Here is a 17,206-nt window from a genome sequence, read left to right as displayed (position 1 = left end):
CGCTAACAGTTACGTGGTCGGAGTCGACTTCGGCACGCTCTCGGGGCGTGCCGTCGTCGTCCGCGTGAGTGACGGCGCGGAGCTGGGCAGTGCCGTCCACGAGTACGCCCACCGCGTCATCGAGCACAGCCTGCCGGGATCCGACGAGAGGCTGGGCCCGGACTGGGCGCTGCAGTCGCCGCAGGACTGGATCGACGTGCTGAAGATCGCCGTACCCCAGGCGGTCGCCGCCTCGGGCGTCGCGCCCGAGCGGATCATCGGCATCGGCACCGACTTCACCGCCTGCACCGTGCTGCCCACGACGGCGGACGGCACGCCGCTGTGCGTCGAGACCCCGTCCGAGCCGCACGCGTGGCCGAAGCTGTGGAAGCACCACGCCGCGCAGTCGCACGCCGACCGGATCAACGAGCTGGCCGCGCGCCGGGGGGAGAGCTGGCTGCCGCGCTACGGGGGCAAGATCTCCTCGGAGTGGGAGTTCGCCAAGGGCCTGCAGGTCCTGGAGGAGGCCCCCGAGGTGTACGCCAGGGCCGAGCGCTGGATCGAGGCCGCCGACTGGATCATCTGGCAGCTCACCGGCGTCGAGAGCCGCAACATCTGCACTGTGGGATACAAGGGGATCTTCCAGGACGGCTCCTACCCGTCCGAGGAGTTCCTCGCCGAGCTCAACCCCGGATTCGCCGGGTTCGCGAGCAAGCTCGCCACCGGTCAGGTCGGCGACCAGGTCAACGGCACCACGCTGGCCCCCCTTGGCGGCCTCGCCGGGCGCCTGACCGCGCAGGCCGCGCAGTGGACGGGCCTGTCCGAGGGCGCGGCCGTGGCCGTCGGCAACGTGGACGCGCACGTCACCTCGGCCGCCGCCGACGCCGTCAGGCCCGGCCAGATGGTGGCCATCATGGGCACCTCCACCTGCCACATCATGCCCAGCGACCAGCTCGCCGAGGTGCCCGGCATGTGCGGCGTCGTACGCGACGGCATCGTGCCCGGCCTCTGGGGCTACGAGGCCGGCCAGTCCGCGGTCGGTGACATCTTCGCCTGGTTCGTGGACAACTTCGGGGGCGACCTCGACCACGAGAGCCTGACCGCGCTGGCCGAGAAGCAGGCGGTCGGCGAGCACGGCCTGGTCGCGCTTGACTGGTTCGGCGGCAACCGCTCGGTGCTCGTGGACCACAACCTCTCCGGCGTGATCATCGGCCAGACGCTGGCCACCAAGCCCGAGGACGTCTACCGGGCGCTCATCGAGTCCACCGCGTTCGGCGCCCGGATGATCGTGGAGACGTTCGAGAAGTCGGGCGTGCCGGTCGAGGAGTTCGTGGTCGCCGGCGGGCTGCTGAAGAACCGCTTCCTCATGCAGGTCTACGCCGACGTGCTGCGCCGCCCGCTGTCGGTCATCGGCTCCGACCAGGGGCCCGCGCTCGGCTCGGCCATCCACGCGGCCGTCGCCGCCGGTGCCTACCCGGGCATCCAGGAGGCCGCCGCGGCCATGGGCAAGCGCACCGAGGCCGCGTACGTGCCCGACGAGGTCAGTGCCGACGCCTATGACCGGCTCTATGCCGAGTACCACAGGCTCCACGACTTCTTCGGGGACGGGAAGATGCTGCACACCCTCCGCGCGATCAGGAACGAGGCCCAGGCATGAGCATGAGGAAGATCGTCGCCGACCTGCACGCGGAGCTGGTCCGCTACAACCTGGTCGTCTGGACCGCGGGCAACGTCTCGGGCCGGGTCCCGGGCGAGGACCTGTTCGTCATCAAGCCGTCCGGGGTCTCGTACGACGAGCTGACCCCGGAGAACATGGTCGTGTGCGACCTCGACGGCAACCTCGTGGAGGGTGAGCACTCGCCGTCCAGCGACACCGCCGCGCACGCGTACGTCTACCGCAACATGCCCGACGTCGGCGGCGTCGTGCACACCCACTCCACCTACGCCTCCGCCTGGGCGGCGCGCGGCGAGGCCATCCCCTGCGTGCTGACCGCGATGGCCGACGAGTTCGGCGGCGAGATCCCCCTCGGCCCGTTCGCGCTGATCGGCGACGACTCGATCGGCCAGGGCATCGTCGAGACGCTCAAGGGCCACCGCTCCAAGGCCGTCCTCATGCAGAACCACGGCGTGTTCAGCATCGGCAAGGACCCGAAGGCGGCCGTGAAGGCCGCCGTCATGTGCGAGGACGTGGCCCGCACCGTCCACGTGGCCAGGCAGCTCGGCGAGCCGCTGCCGATCCCGCAGGACGACATCGACCGCCTGTACGACCGCTATCAGAACGTCTACGGACAGAGGAGCCCGCGTTGAAGATCTGGTTTCTGACCGGCAGCCAGGGGCTGTACGGCGAGGACACGCTGCGCCAGGTGGCCGAGCAGTCTCAGCGGATCGCCGAGCAGCTGCCCATGCCCGTCGAGTGGAAGCCCGTGCTCACCGACGCGGCGGCGATCAGGCGCGTGATGCTGGAGGCCAACGCCGACGACTCGTGCGCCGGCGTGATCGCGTGGATGCACACCTTCTCCCCGGCCAAGATGTGGATCGCGGGGCTCGACGCGCTGCGCAAGCCGCTGCTGCACCTGCACACGCAGGCCAACGTGGAGCTCCCGTGGAGCACCATCGACATGGACTTCATGAACCTCAACCAGGCCGCGCACGGCGACCGCGAGTTCGGGTTCGTGCAGACGCGGCTGGGCGTGCCGCGCAAGACCGTGGCCGGGCACGTCAGTGACCCGTCCGTGGGCGAGCGCATCCTGACCTGGGTGCGGGCCGCCAAGGGCCTGGCCGAGGTGCGCACGCTGAAGCTGGCCCGCTTCGGCGACAACATGCGCGACGTGGCGGTCACCGAGGGCGACAAGGTGGAGGCGCAGCTCCGCTTCGGCGTCTCGGTCAACACGTACGGCGTGAACGACCTGGTGGAGGCCGTGGACGCGGCCTCGGACGCGGACGTGACGGCGCTGGTCAAGGAGTACGCCGAGCAGTACACCGTCGCTCCCGAGCTGCTCGGCGAGCGCAACGAGTCGCTGCGTTACGCGGCCAGGATCGAGCTGGGCCTGCGCGGCTTCCTGGAGACGGGCGGCTTCAGGGCGTTCACCACGAACTTCGAGGACCTCGGCGGCCTGCGCCAGCTCCCCGGCCTGGCCGTGCAGCGGCTCATGGCCGACGGGTACGGCTTCGGCGGCGAGGGCGACTGGAAGACCTCGGTCCTCCTGCGCACCCTGAAGTCCATGGCGCCCGGCGGCACGTCGTTCATGGAGGACTACACCTACGACCTGTCGCCCGGCCAGGAGCTCATCCTGGGCGCGCACATGCTGGAGGTCTGCCCCTCGATCGCCTCCGGCACGCCGTCGTGCGAGATCCACCCGCTGGGCATCGGCAACCGGGAGGACCCGGTCCGGCTCGTGTTCGACGCCGAGCCCGGCCCCGGCATCGTGGTGGGCCTGGCCGACATGGGTGACCGGTTCCGGCTGGTGGCCAACGAGATCGACCTCGTGGCCCCGCCCCAGCCGCTGCCCAAGCTGCCGGTCGCCCGCGCGGTCTGGAACCCCCGCCCCAACCTGCGTACGTCCACGGAGTCGTGGCTCACCGCGGGCGCGCCGCACCACACGGTGCTCTCCACGGCGATCGGCCGCGCGGAGCTGACCGACCTGGCCGACATGCTCGGTGTGGAGCTGCTGATCATCGACGCCGACACGACGACCGAGCGGTTCACCAAGGAGATCCGCTGGAACCAGGCGTACTACCGCCTGGCCCAGGGCTTCTAGTCCTCGGGCGGTTTCTTGGGGGCGTTCCTGCGCTGCTCCTCGGCGCGTTCGCGGCAGCGGCGCAGGAACTCCTCGTCGTCGTCCGGGTTGCCGGCGGCGAAGCGGCCCGGGCGGTCGTACTCGGGAAACGCGTTCGGCCGCGTGGCCGCCTGCGACCGGTCCGGCCGGCCCGCCACCAGCCAGGCGATGGAGCCGATCAGCGGGAACAACAGCACGACGACCACCCAGACGATCTTCGGCAGGTTCCTGCAGAGCACGTCGGGTGTGGTGATCGCGTCGAAGAGGCAGTAGAGCCAGAGCACGAGCGTGACAAGGCCGACAGCCTCGGACAGGTAGAGCACGGCACACCTCCGTCAGCGGCTCCCGAAGCTAGCGGCACCCGGGCGGGGCTGACAAGGTGGTTTGTGGGAAGGTAATGCCGTGACGCTGACCAATTGGGCGGGAAACACCGCATTTCGGGCGCAAGATGTCCATCACCCGACCTCGCTCGACGAGCTCCAGCGGCTCGTCTCGGCCGGCTCCCGCGTGCGGGCGCTGGGGAGCGGCCACTCGTTCAACGACGTCGCGGACACCGACGGCGACCTCGTCGTGCTCGACCGGATGCCGGACGCGGTGGAGATCGACAGCGCGGCGGCCACGGTGCGGGTGCCCGCGCGCATGACGTACGCGCGGCTCGCGCCGCAGGTGCACCGGGCCGGGTTCGCGCTGGCGAACATGGCCTCGCTGCCGCACATCTCCGTGGCCGGCTCGGTCGCGACCGGCACGCACGGATCCGGCGACGCCATCCCCGGCCTGGCCTCGGCCGTGTCCTCGCTCGACCTCGTCACCGCCGACGGCTCCGTGCTCACCCTCTCCCGCGGCGACACCGACTTCCCCGGCGCGGTGGTGGCCCTCGGCGCGCTCGGCGTCGTCACCTCGCTGACCCTCGACCTGGTGCCGGCCTTCGAGCTGCGCCAGTACGTACGCGAGGGCCTGACCGTGGCCGCGCTCGCCGACTTCGACCAGATCATGTCCGCCGCCTACAGCGTCAGCCTCTTCACCGACTGGCGCGACACCCGCGTCTGGCTGAAGAGCACCGAGGAGCTGACCGGCGCCGACTGGCACGGCACCACCCCGGCCGACGGCCCCCGCCACCCCCTGCCCGCGATGTCGGCGGAGAACTGCACGGTCCAGCTCGGCGTGCCCGGGCCGTGGCACGAGCGGCTGCCGCACTTCCGGCCGGACGCCGAGCCGAGCGGCGCGGGCAACGAGCTGCAGTCGGAGCTCATCCTGCCCCGGGAGCACGCGGTCAAGGCGCTGCGCGAGCTGTACGCGATCGGCGACCGCATCCGGCCCGTCCTGCAGATCTCCGAGGTGCGCTCGATCGCGTCCGACGACCTGTGGCTGAGCCCCTTCCGCGGTCGCGACAGCGTCGGCATCCACTTCACCTGGATCAGGGACGTGGCCGCGGTGCTGCCGGTGCTGGAGCTGGTGGAGGAGACGCTGGCGCCGTTCGCGCCCAGGCCGCACTGGGGCAAGCTGTTCACCCGCCGGCCCGAGTGCCCCGGCGACTTCCGCTCGCTGGCACGGCGGCTCGACCCCGAGGGCAAGTTCGCCAACGACTTCACACGGATACTGCTGCAGGAGTAGCACTCTCGCGCGGGTATGCGCCCCCGGATGTAGGAGACCACCGGTCCGGGGGACGATGTCGCCGGGGCGCGGATCCGCGATCGTTGGTGGCATGACCGATCACCCGTTCAGGTTCGGCGCGGTCGCCGGACATGCCACCGACGCCGGCGCGTGGACCGGCCTGGCCCGCAGGGCGGAGAGCCTCGGCTACTCGACGCTGCTGGTCCCCGACACGCTCGGCACGCTGTCGCCCTTCGTCGCCGCCGCCGTGGCCGCGACGGCCACGACGACCCTGCGCGTCGGCACGTTCGTGCTGAGCGCCGCCAACCGGACTCCCGAGGCCGTGGCGTGGGAGACCGCCACCCTGCACGCGCTCACCGACGGGCGCTTTGAGCTCGGCCTGGGCGCCGGACGCCCGGACGCGGAGCGGGACGCCGCGGCGCTCGGCGTCGGGTACGGCACGCCCGGCCAGCGCATCGAACGCGTCGCCCGGACGATCGAAGCGGTCAAGGACGTACGCGTCCTGGTCGCCGCGTCCGGGACCAGGCTCCTCAAGCTCGCCGCCCAGAGGGCCGACACCGTGGCGCTCGGCCTGCCGCCGCACTACACGGAGGATCAGGTGGCGGCGAAGCTGGACGAGCTGTACGAGCTGGCCGGCGACCGCTTCCACGACCTGGAGCTCAGCATGAACCTCGCGGCCGCCGGGGCCGAGCCGCCCTCCTGGCTGAACGTCCCGGCCGGCGGCACCGGCGTCCTGCTGGGCACCGTGGACGAGATGGCGGACACGCTGCGCAGGCGCCGCGACCGGCTCGGCGTCTCGTACGTGTCGGTGAACGCCCAGTACCTGGACGAGTTCGCGCCCGTGGTGGAACGCCTCACCGGTACCTGACGGGACCTGACAGGTATGACCGGCACGATGGAGCCATGACCGCCAAGGGAACCTTCGACACCGCAGGCTGGGACGCCAAAGCACCGTTCGTGGAGCGTGACGGCGTCTCGATCGGGCTCGTGACCATGTCCAAGACCTTCCACGGGGACCTGACGGCCACCAGCGTCGTCCACCTGCTGACGGCCTCGACGCAGGTCGAGGACTCGAGGTCGTACGTGGCGCTGGAGCGCATCGAAGGCACCCTCGACGGCCTCGCGGGGGCCTTCGTCGTGCAGCACAACGCGGTCAGCGACCGCGGCGAGCGGTCGCTGAGAATCTCGGTCGTCCCCGACTCGGCGACGGGGGAGTTGCGGGGGCTCAGGGGCGAGATGGACATCATCATCGCCCCTGACGGCTCGCACTCCTACACATTCGACTTCACTCTCTGAAGCGCCACGACCAGCAGCGCCACCGCTCCCAGCCCGAACACCAGGTGGCTGGCGAGGTCGAGCCCGAGGGACGACGGCACCAGCGGGTGGGAGAAGAACGCGTGCCAGGCGTAGGTCAGCAGCGCCCCGCCGGCCAGCGCCATCCGGTGCCTGCCGTCCCACCCCTCGCGCGCCGCCCAGGTGAGCGCCGCCCAGGCGATGCCCGCCTCGGCCGCGACGAGCCCGGCGATGGTCAGCCAGACGGGCAGCCCCTGGATCACCGTCTGCAGCTCGAACACCAGCCCGGCGACCAGCGCCGCCCCGAGCACCAGCCACGGTGACGGCGCCCGCCCGGCGGCCCGGCGCGGGCGCGGCAGCCGGAAGGCCGCCACCACCAGCAGGACCACGATCACCACGATGGACACGAGCTGCGGCACGGACGCGAGGAAGTGCCCGCTCTGGTAGGAGAACAGCGTGGTCGACGCGGCTCCCAGCACGGCCAGCGCCGCCGCCACGCTGAGACCGGCCCTGCCCAGCCACGGGGTGGTCCGCCGCTCGCCGGCCAGCTCCTCCATGACCGCGATGGGCACGCTCACGCTCCACACCGTGTGCAGGGCCAGCACGAGCAGCGTCCACGGCACCCCGATCCCGAGCGCGGAGACGTAGCCGGGGTCGAGCAGCCGCTGCCCGGCGTAGTCGGGGTTGAAGAGCGACCTCGTCATGATGCCCTCCTCGAACACGCCGTAGGCGAGGGCCATGAGCACGATGCTCGGCCACCCGAGCCCCTTCCTCCTGGCCACCTCCGGATCACCACGGCGGCGCCGCCGTACGTGGGGGCGAGCAGGAGCAGGAAGCGATTTCGCGGCGTTGACCGGTGCCATCGATCCTGACCTTGGCATGACAATCGTCCTATGCCTGGTGCTCCTCATCCGTGAGCTGCCCCAGCACGGTCTCGGCGATGGCGCCCAGCGCCTCCAGCTGGGCCGGGGTCAGCACGTCGACGACGTAGCGCCGTACGGCCCTCTCGTGGTGGAGCCTGGCCTCGGCGGCGAGCCGGCGGCCCTCCTCGGTGACCCGGATGACCGACCCCCGGTTGTCCTCCTCGCACTCGGCGCGCGTGACCAGCCCGCGCTGCTCCATGCGCCGCAACTGGTGGGACAGGCGGCTCTTCTCCCATGCCAGCCCGCACCGCAGCGCCAGCGCCCGCATCGACTCGTCGGGCGACTCGGTGAGGTGGGCGAGGATCTCGTAGTCGGCCTCCGACAGGCCGGTGGCCCCGGCGAGCTCCCGGTTGATCCGCCCGGTGAGCTGCACGCGCATGCGCTGATAGCTGGCCCACTGGGCCGCCTGACGGGTGGAGAGCGTGGACATGACGACAGTCTAGTATGGTTGATGCATCAACCTAATTGTGTGAGAGGGCTCGGATGAACTACGGCCATCCACTGACGTTCGGCACGTTCATCACCCCCGGAGCCGACCCCGGAGCCGATGCCGTGTCGCTGGCGGTCCGGAGTGAGGAACTGGGGTACGACCTGGTCACCTTTCCGGATCATCCGGACACCATCGACACGTGGACGCTCTTGTCATGGGTGGCCGGACGGACCTCGCGGGTGGGCCTGTCGGCCAACGTCCTGGACCTCGCGCTGCGCCCGCCCGCCGTGCTCGCCCGCGCGGCGGTCAGCCTCGACCTGCTGTCCGGCGGCCGGTTGTCGCTCGCGCTGGGCGCCGCTGAGGGGGCCGGCGAGGCGATCGACGTGATCCGCGGCATGTGGGACGAGGACGGCGGGCCGCTGCGGTTCGACGGCGAGCACTACCGGCTCGGGGGCGCGCAGCCGGGGCCGCCGGCCGCGCACGACGTGCCGATCTGGCTGGGCGCGGACGACGCGGGCTCGCTGCGGCTGGTGGGGGAGCGGGCGGACGGCTGGCTGGTGTCCCTCGACGAGCGCGGGCCGGACCGGATCAGGGCCGGGAACAAGCTCATCGACGAGGCCGCGGTGGCGGCCGGGCGCGATCCCCGGGAGATCCGCCGGCTGGTCAACGTCCCGGCGCGGTCCGGCGTGGAAGACCTGCTCCCGCTGGCCGTCGAGGACGGGATCGGGACGTTCATCCTCAGGTCGGACGACCCGGAGGCCGTCGAACGGTTCGCTCTGGAGGTGGCGCCCGCGCTGCGCGAGGCCGTGGGACCGACCGGCCGTCAGCTGCGCCGCGCCTCCGTGCGCGCCGTGCGGCGAGCCGGGATCGACTACGACCTGGTGCCCGCGTCGCTCCCGGTGATCGAGCCGGGCGACCCGGGGTATTCGCGGGTCAGGTCGACGTACCTGCGGGGCGGGGCGCCAGGGCTGGTCATCCGGCCGGGCGACGCCGGCCAGGTGGCCGAGGCGCTGGCGTTCGCGCGGGCCCACCCGCACCTGCCGTTGGGGGTGCGCAGCGGCGGCCACGGGATCAGCGGCCGCTCCACCAACGACGGTGGCATCGTCGTCGACGTGTCCGGGCTGAACTCCATCGAGGTGCTCGACCGGGCGAACCGCCTGGTCAGGGTCGGGCCCGGCGCGCGCTGGACGGACGTCGCCGCGGCCCTGGAGCCGTACGGGTGGGCGCTCAGCTCCGGCGACTACGGCGGGGTCGGCGTCGGCGGCCTGGCCACCGCCGGCGGCCTCGGGTTCCTGGCCCGCGACCACGGCCTTACCATCGACCACCTGCGTGCCGTCGAGATGGTGCTCGCCGACGGCTCGGTGGTGCGGGCGAGCGAAGCGGAGAACGCGGACCTGTTCTGGGCGGTACGCGGCGCGGGCGCGAACTTCGGCGTCGTCACGGCGTTCGAGTTCGAGGTGGACGAGGTCGGCGACGTGGGGTGGGCGCAGCTCGTCATGGACGCCCGGGACACGGCCGCGTTCCTCGAAAGGTGGGGCGCGGTCCAGGAGTCGGCCCCGCGCGACCTCACGAGCTTCCTCATCGTGAGCCCGCCGCGCGCCGGACGTCCCGCGACCGGGCACGTGATGGCCATGGTCAACGCGGGCGTGCCGGAGACCGTCATCGACCGGCTCCAGCCGATGGCGGACATCGCCCCGCTGCTCGACCAGCAGGTCGTGATCACCTCGTACGCCGCCGTCATGGCCAACGCGGCCGGCGACGCCCACAACGGCCAGGGGGAGCCGGTCACCCGCTCCGGGCTGGTCGAGCACATCACCCCGGAGTTCGCCGCCGCCGCGGCGCGGCTGATCCACAGCGGCGCGGTCTACTTCTTCCAGATCCGCTCGGTCGGCGGCGCGGTGGCCGACGTCCCTGCCGACGCCACCGCCTACGCCCACCGCTCCGCCAATTTCTCGGTCATCGCGTTCGGGGCGAACCGGCAGCGGGTGGACAAGGAGTGGGCCCGGCTGGAGCCGTACGTCAACGGCCTCTACCTCAGCTTCGAGACCGACGGGCGGCCCGAGCGGCTGGGCGACGCGTTCCCGCCGGGCACCCTGCGGCGGTTGCGCGAGCTCAAGGCACGGTACGACCCGGACAACGTCTTCCGCGACAACTTCAACATCCGACCTGAGGAGTCATAGATGACCGACTACGGGCACGACCTGCTGTTCGGCGCGTTCGTCACCCCCACGGCGCAGCCCGCCACCCACGCGGTGGAGGTGGCCGTGGCGGCCGACCGCGCCGGCCTGGACCTGGTGACGTTCCAGGACCATCCGTACCAGCCGAAGTTCCTCGACACCTGGACCCTGCTGTCCTACGTCGCCGCCCGCACCGAGCGCGTCCGGCTCAGCGGCAACGTGCTCAACCTGCCGCTGCGGCACCCGGCCGTGCTGGCCCGCAGCGCGGCCGGCCTGGACCTGCTCAGCGGCGGCCGCTTCGAGCTGGGCATCGGCGCGGGCGGGTTCTGGGACGCCATCGAGGCCATGGGCGGCCGGCGGCTGTCCCCCGGCCAGGCCGTGGACGCACTGGAGGAGGCGATCCGGATCTTCCGCGAGATCTGGGCGGCCGACGAGCCGGGCGGCGTCCGGGTGGACGGAGAGTACTACCAGGTCAAAGGCGCCAAACGCGGCCCCGCCCCGGCCCATGACATCGGGATCTGGCTCGGCGCCTACAAACCGAAGATGCTCAAGCTGACCGGCCGCGCCGCCGACGGCTGGCTGCCGTCGCTGTCCTACCTGCAGGGCGGCCCCGGGGACCTCACGGAGGGGAACAAGCACATCGACGAGGCCGCGCTGTCCGCCGGCCGCTCGCCCGCCGACGTACGCCGGCTGCTGAACCTCTCGGGCCGCTTCGCGAGCTCCAGCCGCGGGCTGCTCGACGGGCCGCCGGACCAGTGGGCGGAAGAGCTCGCCGGCCTCGCCCTGGACCACGGCGTCAGCACGTTCATCCTGATGGCGGACGACCCCTCGGTGGTGGAGCTGTTCGCGGCCGAGGTCGCTCCGGCCACCCGCGAGCTCGTCACGGCCGAACGCGAAAAATGACCGTCAGAGCGCCCTGATCGCCGCCTTGACGGTGGCCAGGTCGCCGAGGACGACCTCGTGGAGGTCACGGGCCGCGTGGAGGCGCCAGTGGGTCTCGGCCACCGCTTCGGGGGAGGCGGGGGAGCCCGGGGCGACGGCGGCGGAGATCGGCACGTGGCCCACGTGGACGCCCCGGCCGGCCAGCGCCTCGGCCAGGGACAGGGCGTAGTTGCGCAGGCCCGACGCGGCGATGCCGACGTTGCCGAGGAAGGGCAGCGGATGGACGGCCGAGATGCCCGAGGTGAAGAGCAGGGTGCCGGAGCCGCGCTCCAGCATGGGCGGCAGGACCGCGCGGACCGCCGTCACCGCCCCGAGCACCGCGCTGTCGAAGGCGTCCTGGGCGCTCTCCCTGGTGACCTCCAGCGCGGAGGTGAGGGACCGCACCGCGCCCGCGCCGTTGTAGACCAGGACGTTCACCGGGCCGATGTCCGCCAGGGCCGCCTCCAGCGAGCGCCCGTCCGTCAGGTCGGCGGCGTGGGTGGTGACCCGGATGTCCCCGAGCTGTGCGGCCAGGGCGGCCAGGCGGTCCTGGCCGCGGGAGACGAGGGAGACGTCGAAGCCCTCCTTGCCGAAGCGGCGGGCGACCGCCAGGCCGATGCCGGGGCCCGCGCCGATGATCGCGACCTTCATGGGAGTCTCCTTAAGTCGAGGGTTGGCCTCACGTTAACACATAACCTGAGGGTCACCCTCGACTTCATTAGGATGGAGGCATGATCCGTCGCGACGCGCAGCGCAACCGGGACGCCCTCGTGGAGGCGGCCAGGGAGGTGCTGGCCGAGCGGGGTGTCGAGGCGCCGTTGGAGGCCGTGGCCAAGCGGGCCGGGGTCGCGATCGGCACGCTCTACCGGCACTTCCCCGAGCGCGGCGACCTCATCGACGCGCTCCTCGACGAGAAGGTGAGCGACTGGGCCGAGCTGGCCCGGCGGGCGCTGGAGGAGCCCGATGCCTGGGAGGGGCTGGTGCGGTTCCTGGAGCGCACGTGCGAGCTCCAGGCCAGGGACCGCGCCTTCACCGAGCTGGTGTGCCTGGCGCACCGGAGCGACGAGTCCGAGGTCAACCGGTTGATCGTCCGGCTCGTCGAGCGGGCCCAGCGGGCGGGGGCGCTGCGGGCGGACGTCGGGCCGATCGACCTGGCGTTCTTCATGATGGCCAGCTCGCGGGTGGCGGAGGCCGATCCCGAGCGGTGGCGCCGCCACTTCACGCTGAGCCTCGACGCCCTGCGCGCCAGATAGTCCGGGTCAGACCTCGTCCGGGAGGGTCTCCATCGTGTTCAGGATGGGCACCAGCTGCTCCTCCTCGTAGTCCAGGTGTGCCTCCAGTTCGCGGGCCAGGCGGTCGAGCTCGGCCGCCACGCCGTCGCCGTCCTCGTCCAGCAGGACGCGGATGCGCTCCATGAGCCGCGCCACCACCACGTGCTCCGCCCGTAGCCGCTCCAGCGCCTGTGCCAGCTCGGGGTGCTCGCCCGCGAGGTGGGGGAAGAGCGCGCCGTCCTCTCCCTCGTGGTGGGCGTGGAGGGCGTCGCAGAACGCCAGGCAGTGCGTACGCAGGTCCGTCCCGCGCGACGAGCGCAGGTTGGCCAGGTCGCGCCGGAAACCGTCGTGCAGCTTGATCAGCTCGTCACCCCAGGCGACGAGCCGCGCCGAGTTTTCGTACATGTATAGAAAGTAGCATGGCAGGATGCCCGCACGTACAGGAAGGCCGCCCAGGATCTCCCGGGCGGAGATCGTGGCCGCCGCTCACCGCGTCATCGAGGAGGACGGAGTCGGCGGCCTCACCATGCGCAGGCTCGCCAAGGAGGTCGGCAGCACGGCGATGGCGCTGTACCACCACGTACGCGACAAGGAGGAGCTGCTCCTGCTCCTCCTCGACGACTACGCCGCCGGCATGCCCAGGCCCGAGCTGCCGGACGAGCCGCGCGAGTGCGTGGTGGCCGTGGCCACTGCCATGCGCGACGGGCTGTCCGGCTGTCCGTGGATCGTGGACGTGCTCAGGGCCGACGACCTGCTCTCGGTCGGCGCGCTCTGGTATCCGGAGAAGATCATCGACGCCGCCGTACGCGCCGGGCTGTCGGTCGAGCGGGCCGTGGACGCGTACCGGATCATCTGGCACTACACGGCAGGGGAGCTCGGCTCCCGGGCGGCGGCCGGGAAGCGGCGGGCGGAAGGGGGACCGACGTATCGGGAGCGGGTGTTCGCCGAGCTGGATCCCGAAGAGTTCCCGCTGATCAGCGCGGTGGGCGTACGGTGGGAGGAGTTGACCGCGCAGGACACCTACGCCCGGGGGCTGCGCGCCCTGGTGGACGGCCTGCTGCCGTAAATGGGTGGCCGCGCGGGCGCGGCATGTGAAACGGTCGGGTTCTGATGATCCACTGGACCGAGGCAGGGCAGGAACGTTCGGCGATCTGGCGTTCCGCGCTGGGCGCGCCGCCACCCAGGCGGGTGGTCACGGCCGACGACCGGATGACGGCCGACACCGCTTACCGGCTGGCCTGCGAGGGCACCGCGCTGCTCTGGCAGGGCGACTTCCAGAACGCTCGCCAGCTGCTGTCGGCCATGGGGCGCCGGTGCAAGCCCGCCGCCCCCGGCACCGGGTTCCACCGCTACCGCCAGGCCCGCTCCCAGCGCGCCCGCACGCTGGGCATGCTGCTCGTCCCGTTCGCGGAAGGCCACGTGGTGCCGCTGCGCAGGGCGCCGGACGTGCGCGAGGCGTGCGCCGAGGTGTACGGCGCCGAGGCCCCGCCGGCGGTCGGCCAGCTGCGCGAGCTGCTCGGCCTGATCGGGGCCCACGAATGGCGGCACAAGGGTGTCTACGTCCCCGCGCTCGAGGCCCGCATTTACCCGCACCACGGCGTGTTCTCGCCGATCAGGGGCGAGTACGTCGACCTGGTCGCGCGGGCGCCGCTGCCGGAGGACCACCGGCTGGCCTTCGACATCGGCACCGGCACCGGCGTGCTGGCCGCCGTGCTGGCCAGGCGGGGCGTACACCGGGTCGTGGCCACCGACCTCGACCGGAGCTCCGTCGAGTGCGCCGAGGACAACCTCGCCCGCCTCGGTCTGGACGACCGGGTGGAGGTCGTGCGCGCCGACCTCTTCCCGTCCGGCCGAGCGCCGCTGGTCGTGTGCAACCCGCCGTGGTTGCCCGCCAAGCCGGTCTCGCCCCTCGACCAGGCCGTCTATGATCCCGGCGGGCGGATGCTGAACGGGTTCCTCGACGGTCTCGCCGGGCATCTGGAGCCGGGCGGCGAAGGCTGGCTCATCCTCTCCGACCTGGCCGAGCACCTCGGCCTGCGCACCAGGGCCGACCTGTCGGCCGCGTTCGAGCGGGCGGGGCTGCGCGTGGCCGGGCGCCTGGACGTCCCGCCCCGGCACCACCGGCCGAAGGACGAGCAGGACCCGCTGCACGAGGCCCGCGCCGCCGAGGTCACCTCCCTGTGGAGGCTCACGACCTGAGGGTCACGCGCTGAAGGCCCGCCGGTACGCCGACGGCGACGTCCGCATGGCCCGCGTGAAGTGGTGCCGGAACGTCACCGCGCTCTCGAACCCGACCGCCGCCCCGATCTCCTCCACCGGAGCCCCGGTGGACTCCAGCATCGGCAGGCTGGCCGCCACCCGCTGCGAGATCACCCACCGCAGCGGGCTGGTGCCGGTCTGCCGCTTGAAGTGCCTGATGAACGAACGCTCCGACATGTGCGCAACCCTGGCCAGGTCTGCCACGGCGATCGGCCCGGCCAGGTGCTCCAGGGCCCACGACATCGCCCTGGCCACCCCGCCGTCGTCCGCCACCGGCGTCACGGCGGCCTGGATGAACTGCGCCTGACCGCCCTCCCGGTGCGGCGGTATGACCAGGCGGCGGGCCACGGAGTTGGCCACGTTCGGCCCGTGGTCGCCGCGTACGAGGTGGACCAGCAGGTCGAGGCCCGCCGCGCTGCCCGCGCTGGTCAGCACGTCGCCGCCGTCCACGTACAGGACCGAGGGGTTGACCCGGACGAGCGGGAAACGCTCCTGGAGCAGCTCGGCGTACTTCCAGTGGGTGGTGGCCTCGCGCCCGTCGAGCAGCCCGGCCGCCGCCAGCGCGAACGCGCCCGAGCAGATCGACACCAGGCGCGCGCCGCGCGAGTGCGCGAGCCGCAGCGCGGACACGAGCGCGCCGGAGACCTCTCCACGCACGTTCGCCACCCCGGGCACGATCACCGTGTCGGCCTCGGCCAGCACGTCCAGCCCGTGCGCCGCCTGCATGGTGAACCCGCCCACCACCCGCAGCGGCTCCGGCGTCTCCGCGCACACCGCGAGCGAGTACCACGGGAGGTCCAGCTCGGGCCGGGCCAGCCCGAAGAACTCCACGACGCAGCCGAGCTCGAACGGCGCCATGCCGTCGAACGCCAGCACGGCCACCCGGTGCGGCCTGGAGGGATGCGGCAGGAGCATGCCTCGCATGTTAGCCCCAGCCTTTCAGCGGCAAGAGAGGTATATGCATATATCGGCTGTGCAGACCGTTTTGCCGGATCATCGCTACGCGCAGGTGGAGATCACCGAGGCGTTCTCCCGGCTGACCGACTGCGACGAGGAACTGCTGCGCCGATTCCATGCGGCGGCCGGCGTGGAAGGCCGCAATCTCGCGCTCCCGCTGGCCGACTACACCAAGCTCGACTCCTTCGCCCGCGCGAACGCCATCTACCTCGAAACCGCCCTCGACCTGACCGAACAGGCCGTCAAGGGCGCCCTGAACAAGGCCGGCGTGCGCCCGGAGCGGGTCGATCACCTGCTGCTCTGCTCGACCACCGGCATCGCCACGCCCTCGCTCGACGCCAGGCTGGCCCAGCGGGTGGGGCTGCGGCCGGACGTCAAGCGGGTGCCCGTGTTCGGCCTCGGGTGCGCGGCGGGCGCGTCGGGGCTGTCGCGCCTGCACGACTACCTGCGCGGCTGGCCCGACCACGTCGCGATGCTGGTGTGCGTCGAGCTGTGCTCGCTGACGATCCAGCGGGACGACACCTCGGTCGCGAACCTGGTGGCCAGCGCCCTGTTCGGGGACGGCGCGGCGGCCGTCGTGGCGACCGGGCGCGGGCAGGGTCCCGAGGTCGTCGCCACCCGCAGCCGGCTCTATCCGGACACCGAGCACCTCATGGGCTGGGAGGTCGGGCCGCACGGGTTCCGGATCGTGCTGGACCCGGACCTGACCACGTTCGTGGAGCAGGTGCTGGCCGGTGACATCAAGGCGTTCCTGGCGGACTACGGCCTGACCCCCGGGCAGGTCGCCACCTGGGTCTGCCATCCCGGCGGCCCCAAGGTCATCGAGACGATCGCGCGGACCCTCGACCTGCCTCCCAAGGCGCTCGACGTGACCTGGCGGTCGCTGCGCGAGCACGGCAACCTGTCCTCGGTCTCGGTGCTCCACGTGCTCCAGGAGACGCGGGGCCGGCCGGACGCGCCTGCCGTGCTCCTCGCGCTGGGGCCGGGGTTCTCCGCCGAGCTGTTGCTGCTGCACTGGTGAGCGCGTACCTCGTCCTGATCGGGCTGGTCGCGCTGGAGCGGCTGGCCGAGCTGGCGGTGGCCCGCCGCAACCTGGCCTGGGCCAGGTCCAGGGGCGGCGTCGAGTACGGCCGGCGGCACTACCCCTGGATCGTCCTGGCCCACGCGGCGCTCCTCGGGGCGGCGCCCGCCGAGGTGGGGCTGCTCGGCCGCCCCTTCGTCCCCTGGCTGGGCTGGCCGATGCTGGCGGTCGTCGTCCTGGCCCAGGGGCTGCGCTGGTGGTGCGTCGGAACGCTGGGCAGGCAGTGGAACACCCGCGTGGTCGTGGTGCCGGGAATGCCGCTGGTGGACCGGGGGCCGTACCGGTGGCTGCGGCATCCCAACTACGTGGCCGTGGTCGCCGAGGGCCTCGCGCTGCCGCTGGTGCACTCGGCCTGGCTCACCGCGACGGCCTTCGCCGCCGCCAACGCGGTACTGCTCACCGTACGGGTGCGGGTCGAGGACGCGGCATTGTCACGCTAGGGCCACAGCCCGATGGCCCGGACGTACTCCTGGTCACCCCAGCTGTCGCGGCAGTCACGACTGATCACGCGTCGATCGCGGTTTGTGC

18 protein-coding genes and 1 pseudogene are annotated in these 17,206 nt (G+C 72.2%); 13 read left to right on the top strand and 6 right to left on the bottom strand.

Annotated features, from left to right (window positions below):
• The first annotated feature begins 13 nt into the window (after positions 1–13).
• Genes araB through araA form a run of 3 tightly spaced genes read left to right on the top strand, consistent with a single transcriptional unit; the run spans position 14 to position 3,737 of the window.
• Positions 14–1,636: a ribulokinase gene (gene araB / locus ACIHFD_RS45920; protein ID WP_397372328.1), complete on the top strand. Its 1,623-nt coding sequence runs from the start codon at positions 14–16 to the stop codon at positions 1,634–1,636.
• A gap of 2 nt (positions 1,637–1,638) precedes the next feature.
• On the top strand, positions 1,639–2,286 hold the full coding sequence (locus tag ACIHFD_RS45915; RefSeq protein WP_350741736.1) for an L-ribulose-5-phosphate 4-epimerase: 648 nt from the start codon (positions 1,639–1,641) through the stop codon (positions 2,284–2,286).
• Complete coding sequence (gene araA / locus ACIHFD_RS45910) at positions 2,283–3,737, top strand: L-arabinose isomerase (RefSeq protein WP_397372263.1); 1,455 nt, start codon at positions 2,283–2,285, stop codon at positions 3,735–3,737. Before ACIHFD_RS45915 ends, araA begins: the two co-directional genes overlap by 4 nt.
• Here the strand turns inward: araA and ACIHFD_RS45905 are convergent.
• Entirely contained in the window at positions 3,734–4,078 is a 345-nt protein-coding gene (locus ACIHFD_RS45905) for a PLD nuclease N-terminal domain-containing protein (RefSeq protein ID WP_363966426.1), read from the bottom strand. The genes araA and ACIHFD_RS45905 overlap by 4 nt on opposite strands.
• 79 nt (positions 4,079–4,157) lie before the next feature.
• Between ACIHFD_RS45905 and ACIHFD_RS45900 the strand changes: the two genes are divergently transcribed.
• The 3 genes from ACIHFD_RS45900 (at position 4,158) to ACIHFD_RS45890 (ending at position 6,662) form a co-directional block, all read left to right on the top strand.
• Complete coding sequence (locus tag ACIHFD_RS45900) at positions 4,158–5,366, top strand: FAD-binding protein (protein WP_397372262.1); 1,209 nt, start codon at positions 4,158–4,160, stop codon at positions 5,364–5,366.
• Between the two features lie 91 nt (positions 5,367–5,457).
• Positions 5,458–6,234 (top strand): LLM class flavin-dependent oxidoreductase, encoded by a 777-nt coding sequence (locus ACIHFD_RS45895; RefSeq protein WP_397372261.1) that lies wholly within the window; start codon positions 5,458–5,460, stop codon positions 6,232–6,234.
• 35 nt (positions 6,235–6,269) lie between these two features.
• Positions 6,270–6,662, top strand: coding sequence for a DUF3224 domain-containing protein (locus ACIHFD_RS45890; RefSeq protein ID WP_350741746.1), 393 nt, complete (start codon positions 6,270–6,272; stop codon positions 6,660–6,662).
• Here the strand turns inward: ACIHFD_RS45890 and ACIHFD_RS45885 are convergent.
• Together ACIHFD_RS45885 and ACIHFD_RS45880 are read right to left on the bottom strand one after the other, a co-directional pair.
• Complete coding sequence (locus ACIHFD_RS45885) at positions 6,638–7,441, bottom strand: hypothetical protein (RefSeq protein WP_397372260.1); 804 nt, start codon at positions 7,439–7,441, stop codon at positions 6,638–6,640. The genes ACIHFD_RS45890 and ACIHFD_RS45885 overlap by 25 nt on opposite strands.
• Positions 7,442–7,550: 109 nt before the next feature.
• Entirely contained in the window at positions 7,551–8,012 is a 462-nt protein-coding gene (locus ACIHFD_RS45880) for a MarR family transcriptional regulator (RefSeq protein WP_350741750.1), read from the bottom strand.
• Positions 8,013–8,065: 53 nt separating this feature from the next.
• Between ACIHFD_RS45880 and ACIHFD_RS45875 the strand changes: the two genes are divergently transcribed.
• Both ACIHFD_RS45875 and ACIHFD_RS45870 read left to right on the top strand, forming a co-directional pair.
• Positions 8,066–10,192, top strand: coding sequence for an LLM class flavin-dependent oxidoreductase (locus ACIHFD_RS45875; protein WP_397372259.1), 2,127 nt, complete (start codon positions 8,066–8,068; stop codon positions 10,190–10,192).
• A pseudogene (locus ACIHFD_RS45870) lies at positions 10,193–11,083 on the top strand (LLM class flavin-dependent oxidoreductase); the annotation flags it as partial.
• Positions 11,084–11,095: 12 nt separating this feature from the next.
• Here the strand turns inward: ACIHFD_RS45870 and ACIHFD_RS45865 are convergent.
• Positions 11,096–11,761 carry an SDR family oxidoreductase gene (locus tag ACIHFD_RS45865; protein WP_397372258.1) on the bottom strand — a complete coding sequence of 222 codons (666 nt, stop codon included), beginning with the start codon at positions 11,759–11,761 and terminating at the stop codon, positions 11,096–11,098.
• Between the two features lie 80 nt (positions 11,762–11,841).
• On the opposite strand from ACIHFD_RS45865, the gene ACIHFD_RS45860 reads away from it, so the two are divergent.
• Positions 11,842–12,363: a TetR/AcrR family transcriptional regulator gene (locus ACIHFD_RS45860; protein ID WP_397372257.1), complete on the top strand. Its 522-nt coding sequence runs from the start codon at positions 11,842–11,844 to the stop codon at positions 12,361–12,363.
• A 6-nt stretch (positions 12,364–12,369) separates the two neighbouring features.
• Here the strand turns inward: ACIHFD_RS45860 and ACIHFD_RS45855 are convergent, their stop codons facing one another.
• The gene (locus tag ACIHFD_RS45855; RefSeq protein WP_355204815.1) at positions 12,370–12,786 is read right to left on the bottom strand and encodes a hemerythrin domain-containing protein; all 417 of its coding nucleotides are present in this window, start codon (positions 12,784–12,786) and stop codon (positions 12,370–12,372) included.
• A gap of 22 nt (positions 12,787–12,808) precedes the next feature.
• Here ACIHFD_RS45855 and ACIHFD_RS45850 point away from each other — a divergent pair, with 22 nt between their 5' ends.
• Positions 12,809–13,447: a helix-turn-helix domain-containing protein gene (locus ACIHFD_RS45850; RefSeq protein WP_350741756.1), complete on the top strand. Its 639-nt coding sequence runs from the start codon at positions 12,809–12,811 to the stop codon at positions 13,445–13,447.
• A gap of 44 nt (positions 13,448–13,491) precedes the next feature.
• A complete protein-coding gene (locus ACIHFD_RS45845) occupies positions 13,492–14,580 on the top strand; it encodes a methyltransferase (protein WP_397372256.1) in 1,089 nt (362 codons plus the stop codon).
• A gap of 3 nt (positions 14,581–14,583) precedes the next feature.
• Here ACIHFD_RS45845 and ACIHFD_RS45840 read toward each other — a convergent pair whose 3' ends face one another.
• Entirely contained in the window at positions 14,584–15,555 is a 972-nt protein-coding gene (locus ACIHFD_RS45840; RefSeq protein WP_397372255.1) for a helix-turn-helix domain-containing protein, read from the bottom strand.
• Here ACIHFD_RS45840 and ACIHFD_RS45835 point away from each other — a divergent pair.
• Together ACIHFD_RS45835 and ACIHFD_RS45830 are read left to right on the top strand one after the other, a co-directional pair.
• Positions 15,554–16,618: a type III polyketide synthase gene (locus ACIHFD_RS45835; RefSeq protein WP_397372254.1), complete on the top strand. Its 1,065-nt coding sequence runs from the start codon at positions 15,554–15,556 to the stop codon at positions 16,616–16,618. The two genes, ACIHFD_RS45840 and ACIHFD_RS45835, sit on opposite strands and share 2 nt — an antisense overlap.
• Positions 16,615–17,118: an isoprenylcysteine carboxyl methyltransferase family protein gene (locus tag ACIHFD_RS45830; protein ID WP_397372253.1), complete on the top strand. Its 504-nt coding sequence runs from the start codon at positions 16,615–16,617 to the stop codon at positions 17,116–17,118. The genes ACIHFD_RS45835 and ACIHFD_RS45830 overlap by 4 nt, the downstream gene beginning before the upstream one ends.
• Positions 17,119–17,206: the final 88 nt, after the last annotated feature.

It is taken from the genome of Nonomuraea sp. NPDC051941 (assembly GCF_044593615.1).
The sequence above is the reverse complement of the archived record's forward strand: the minus strand, read 5'-3'. Positions and strand labels throughout refer to the sequence as shown.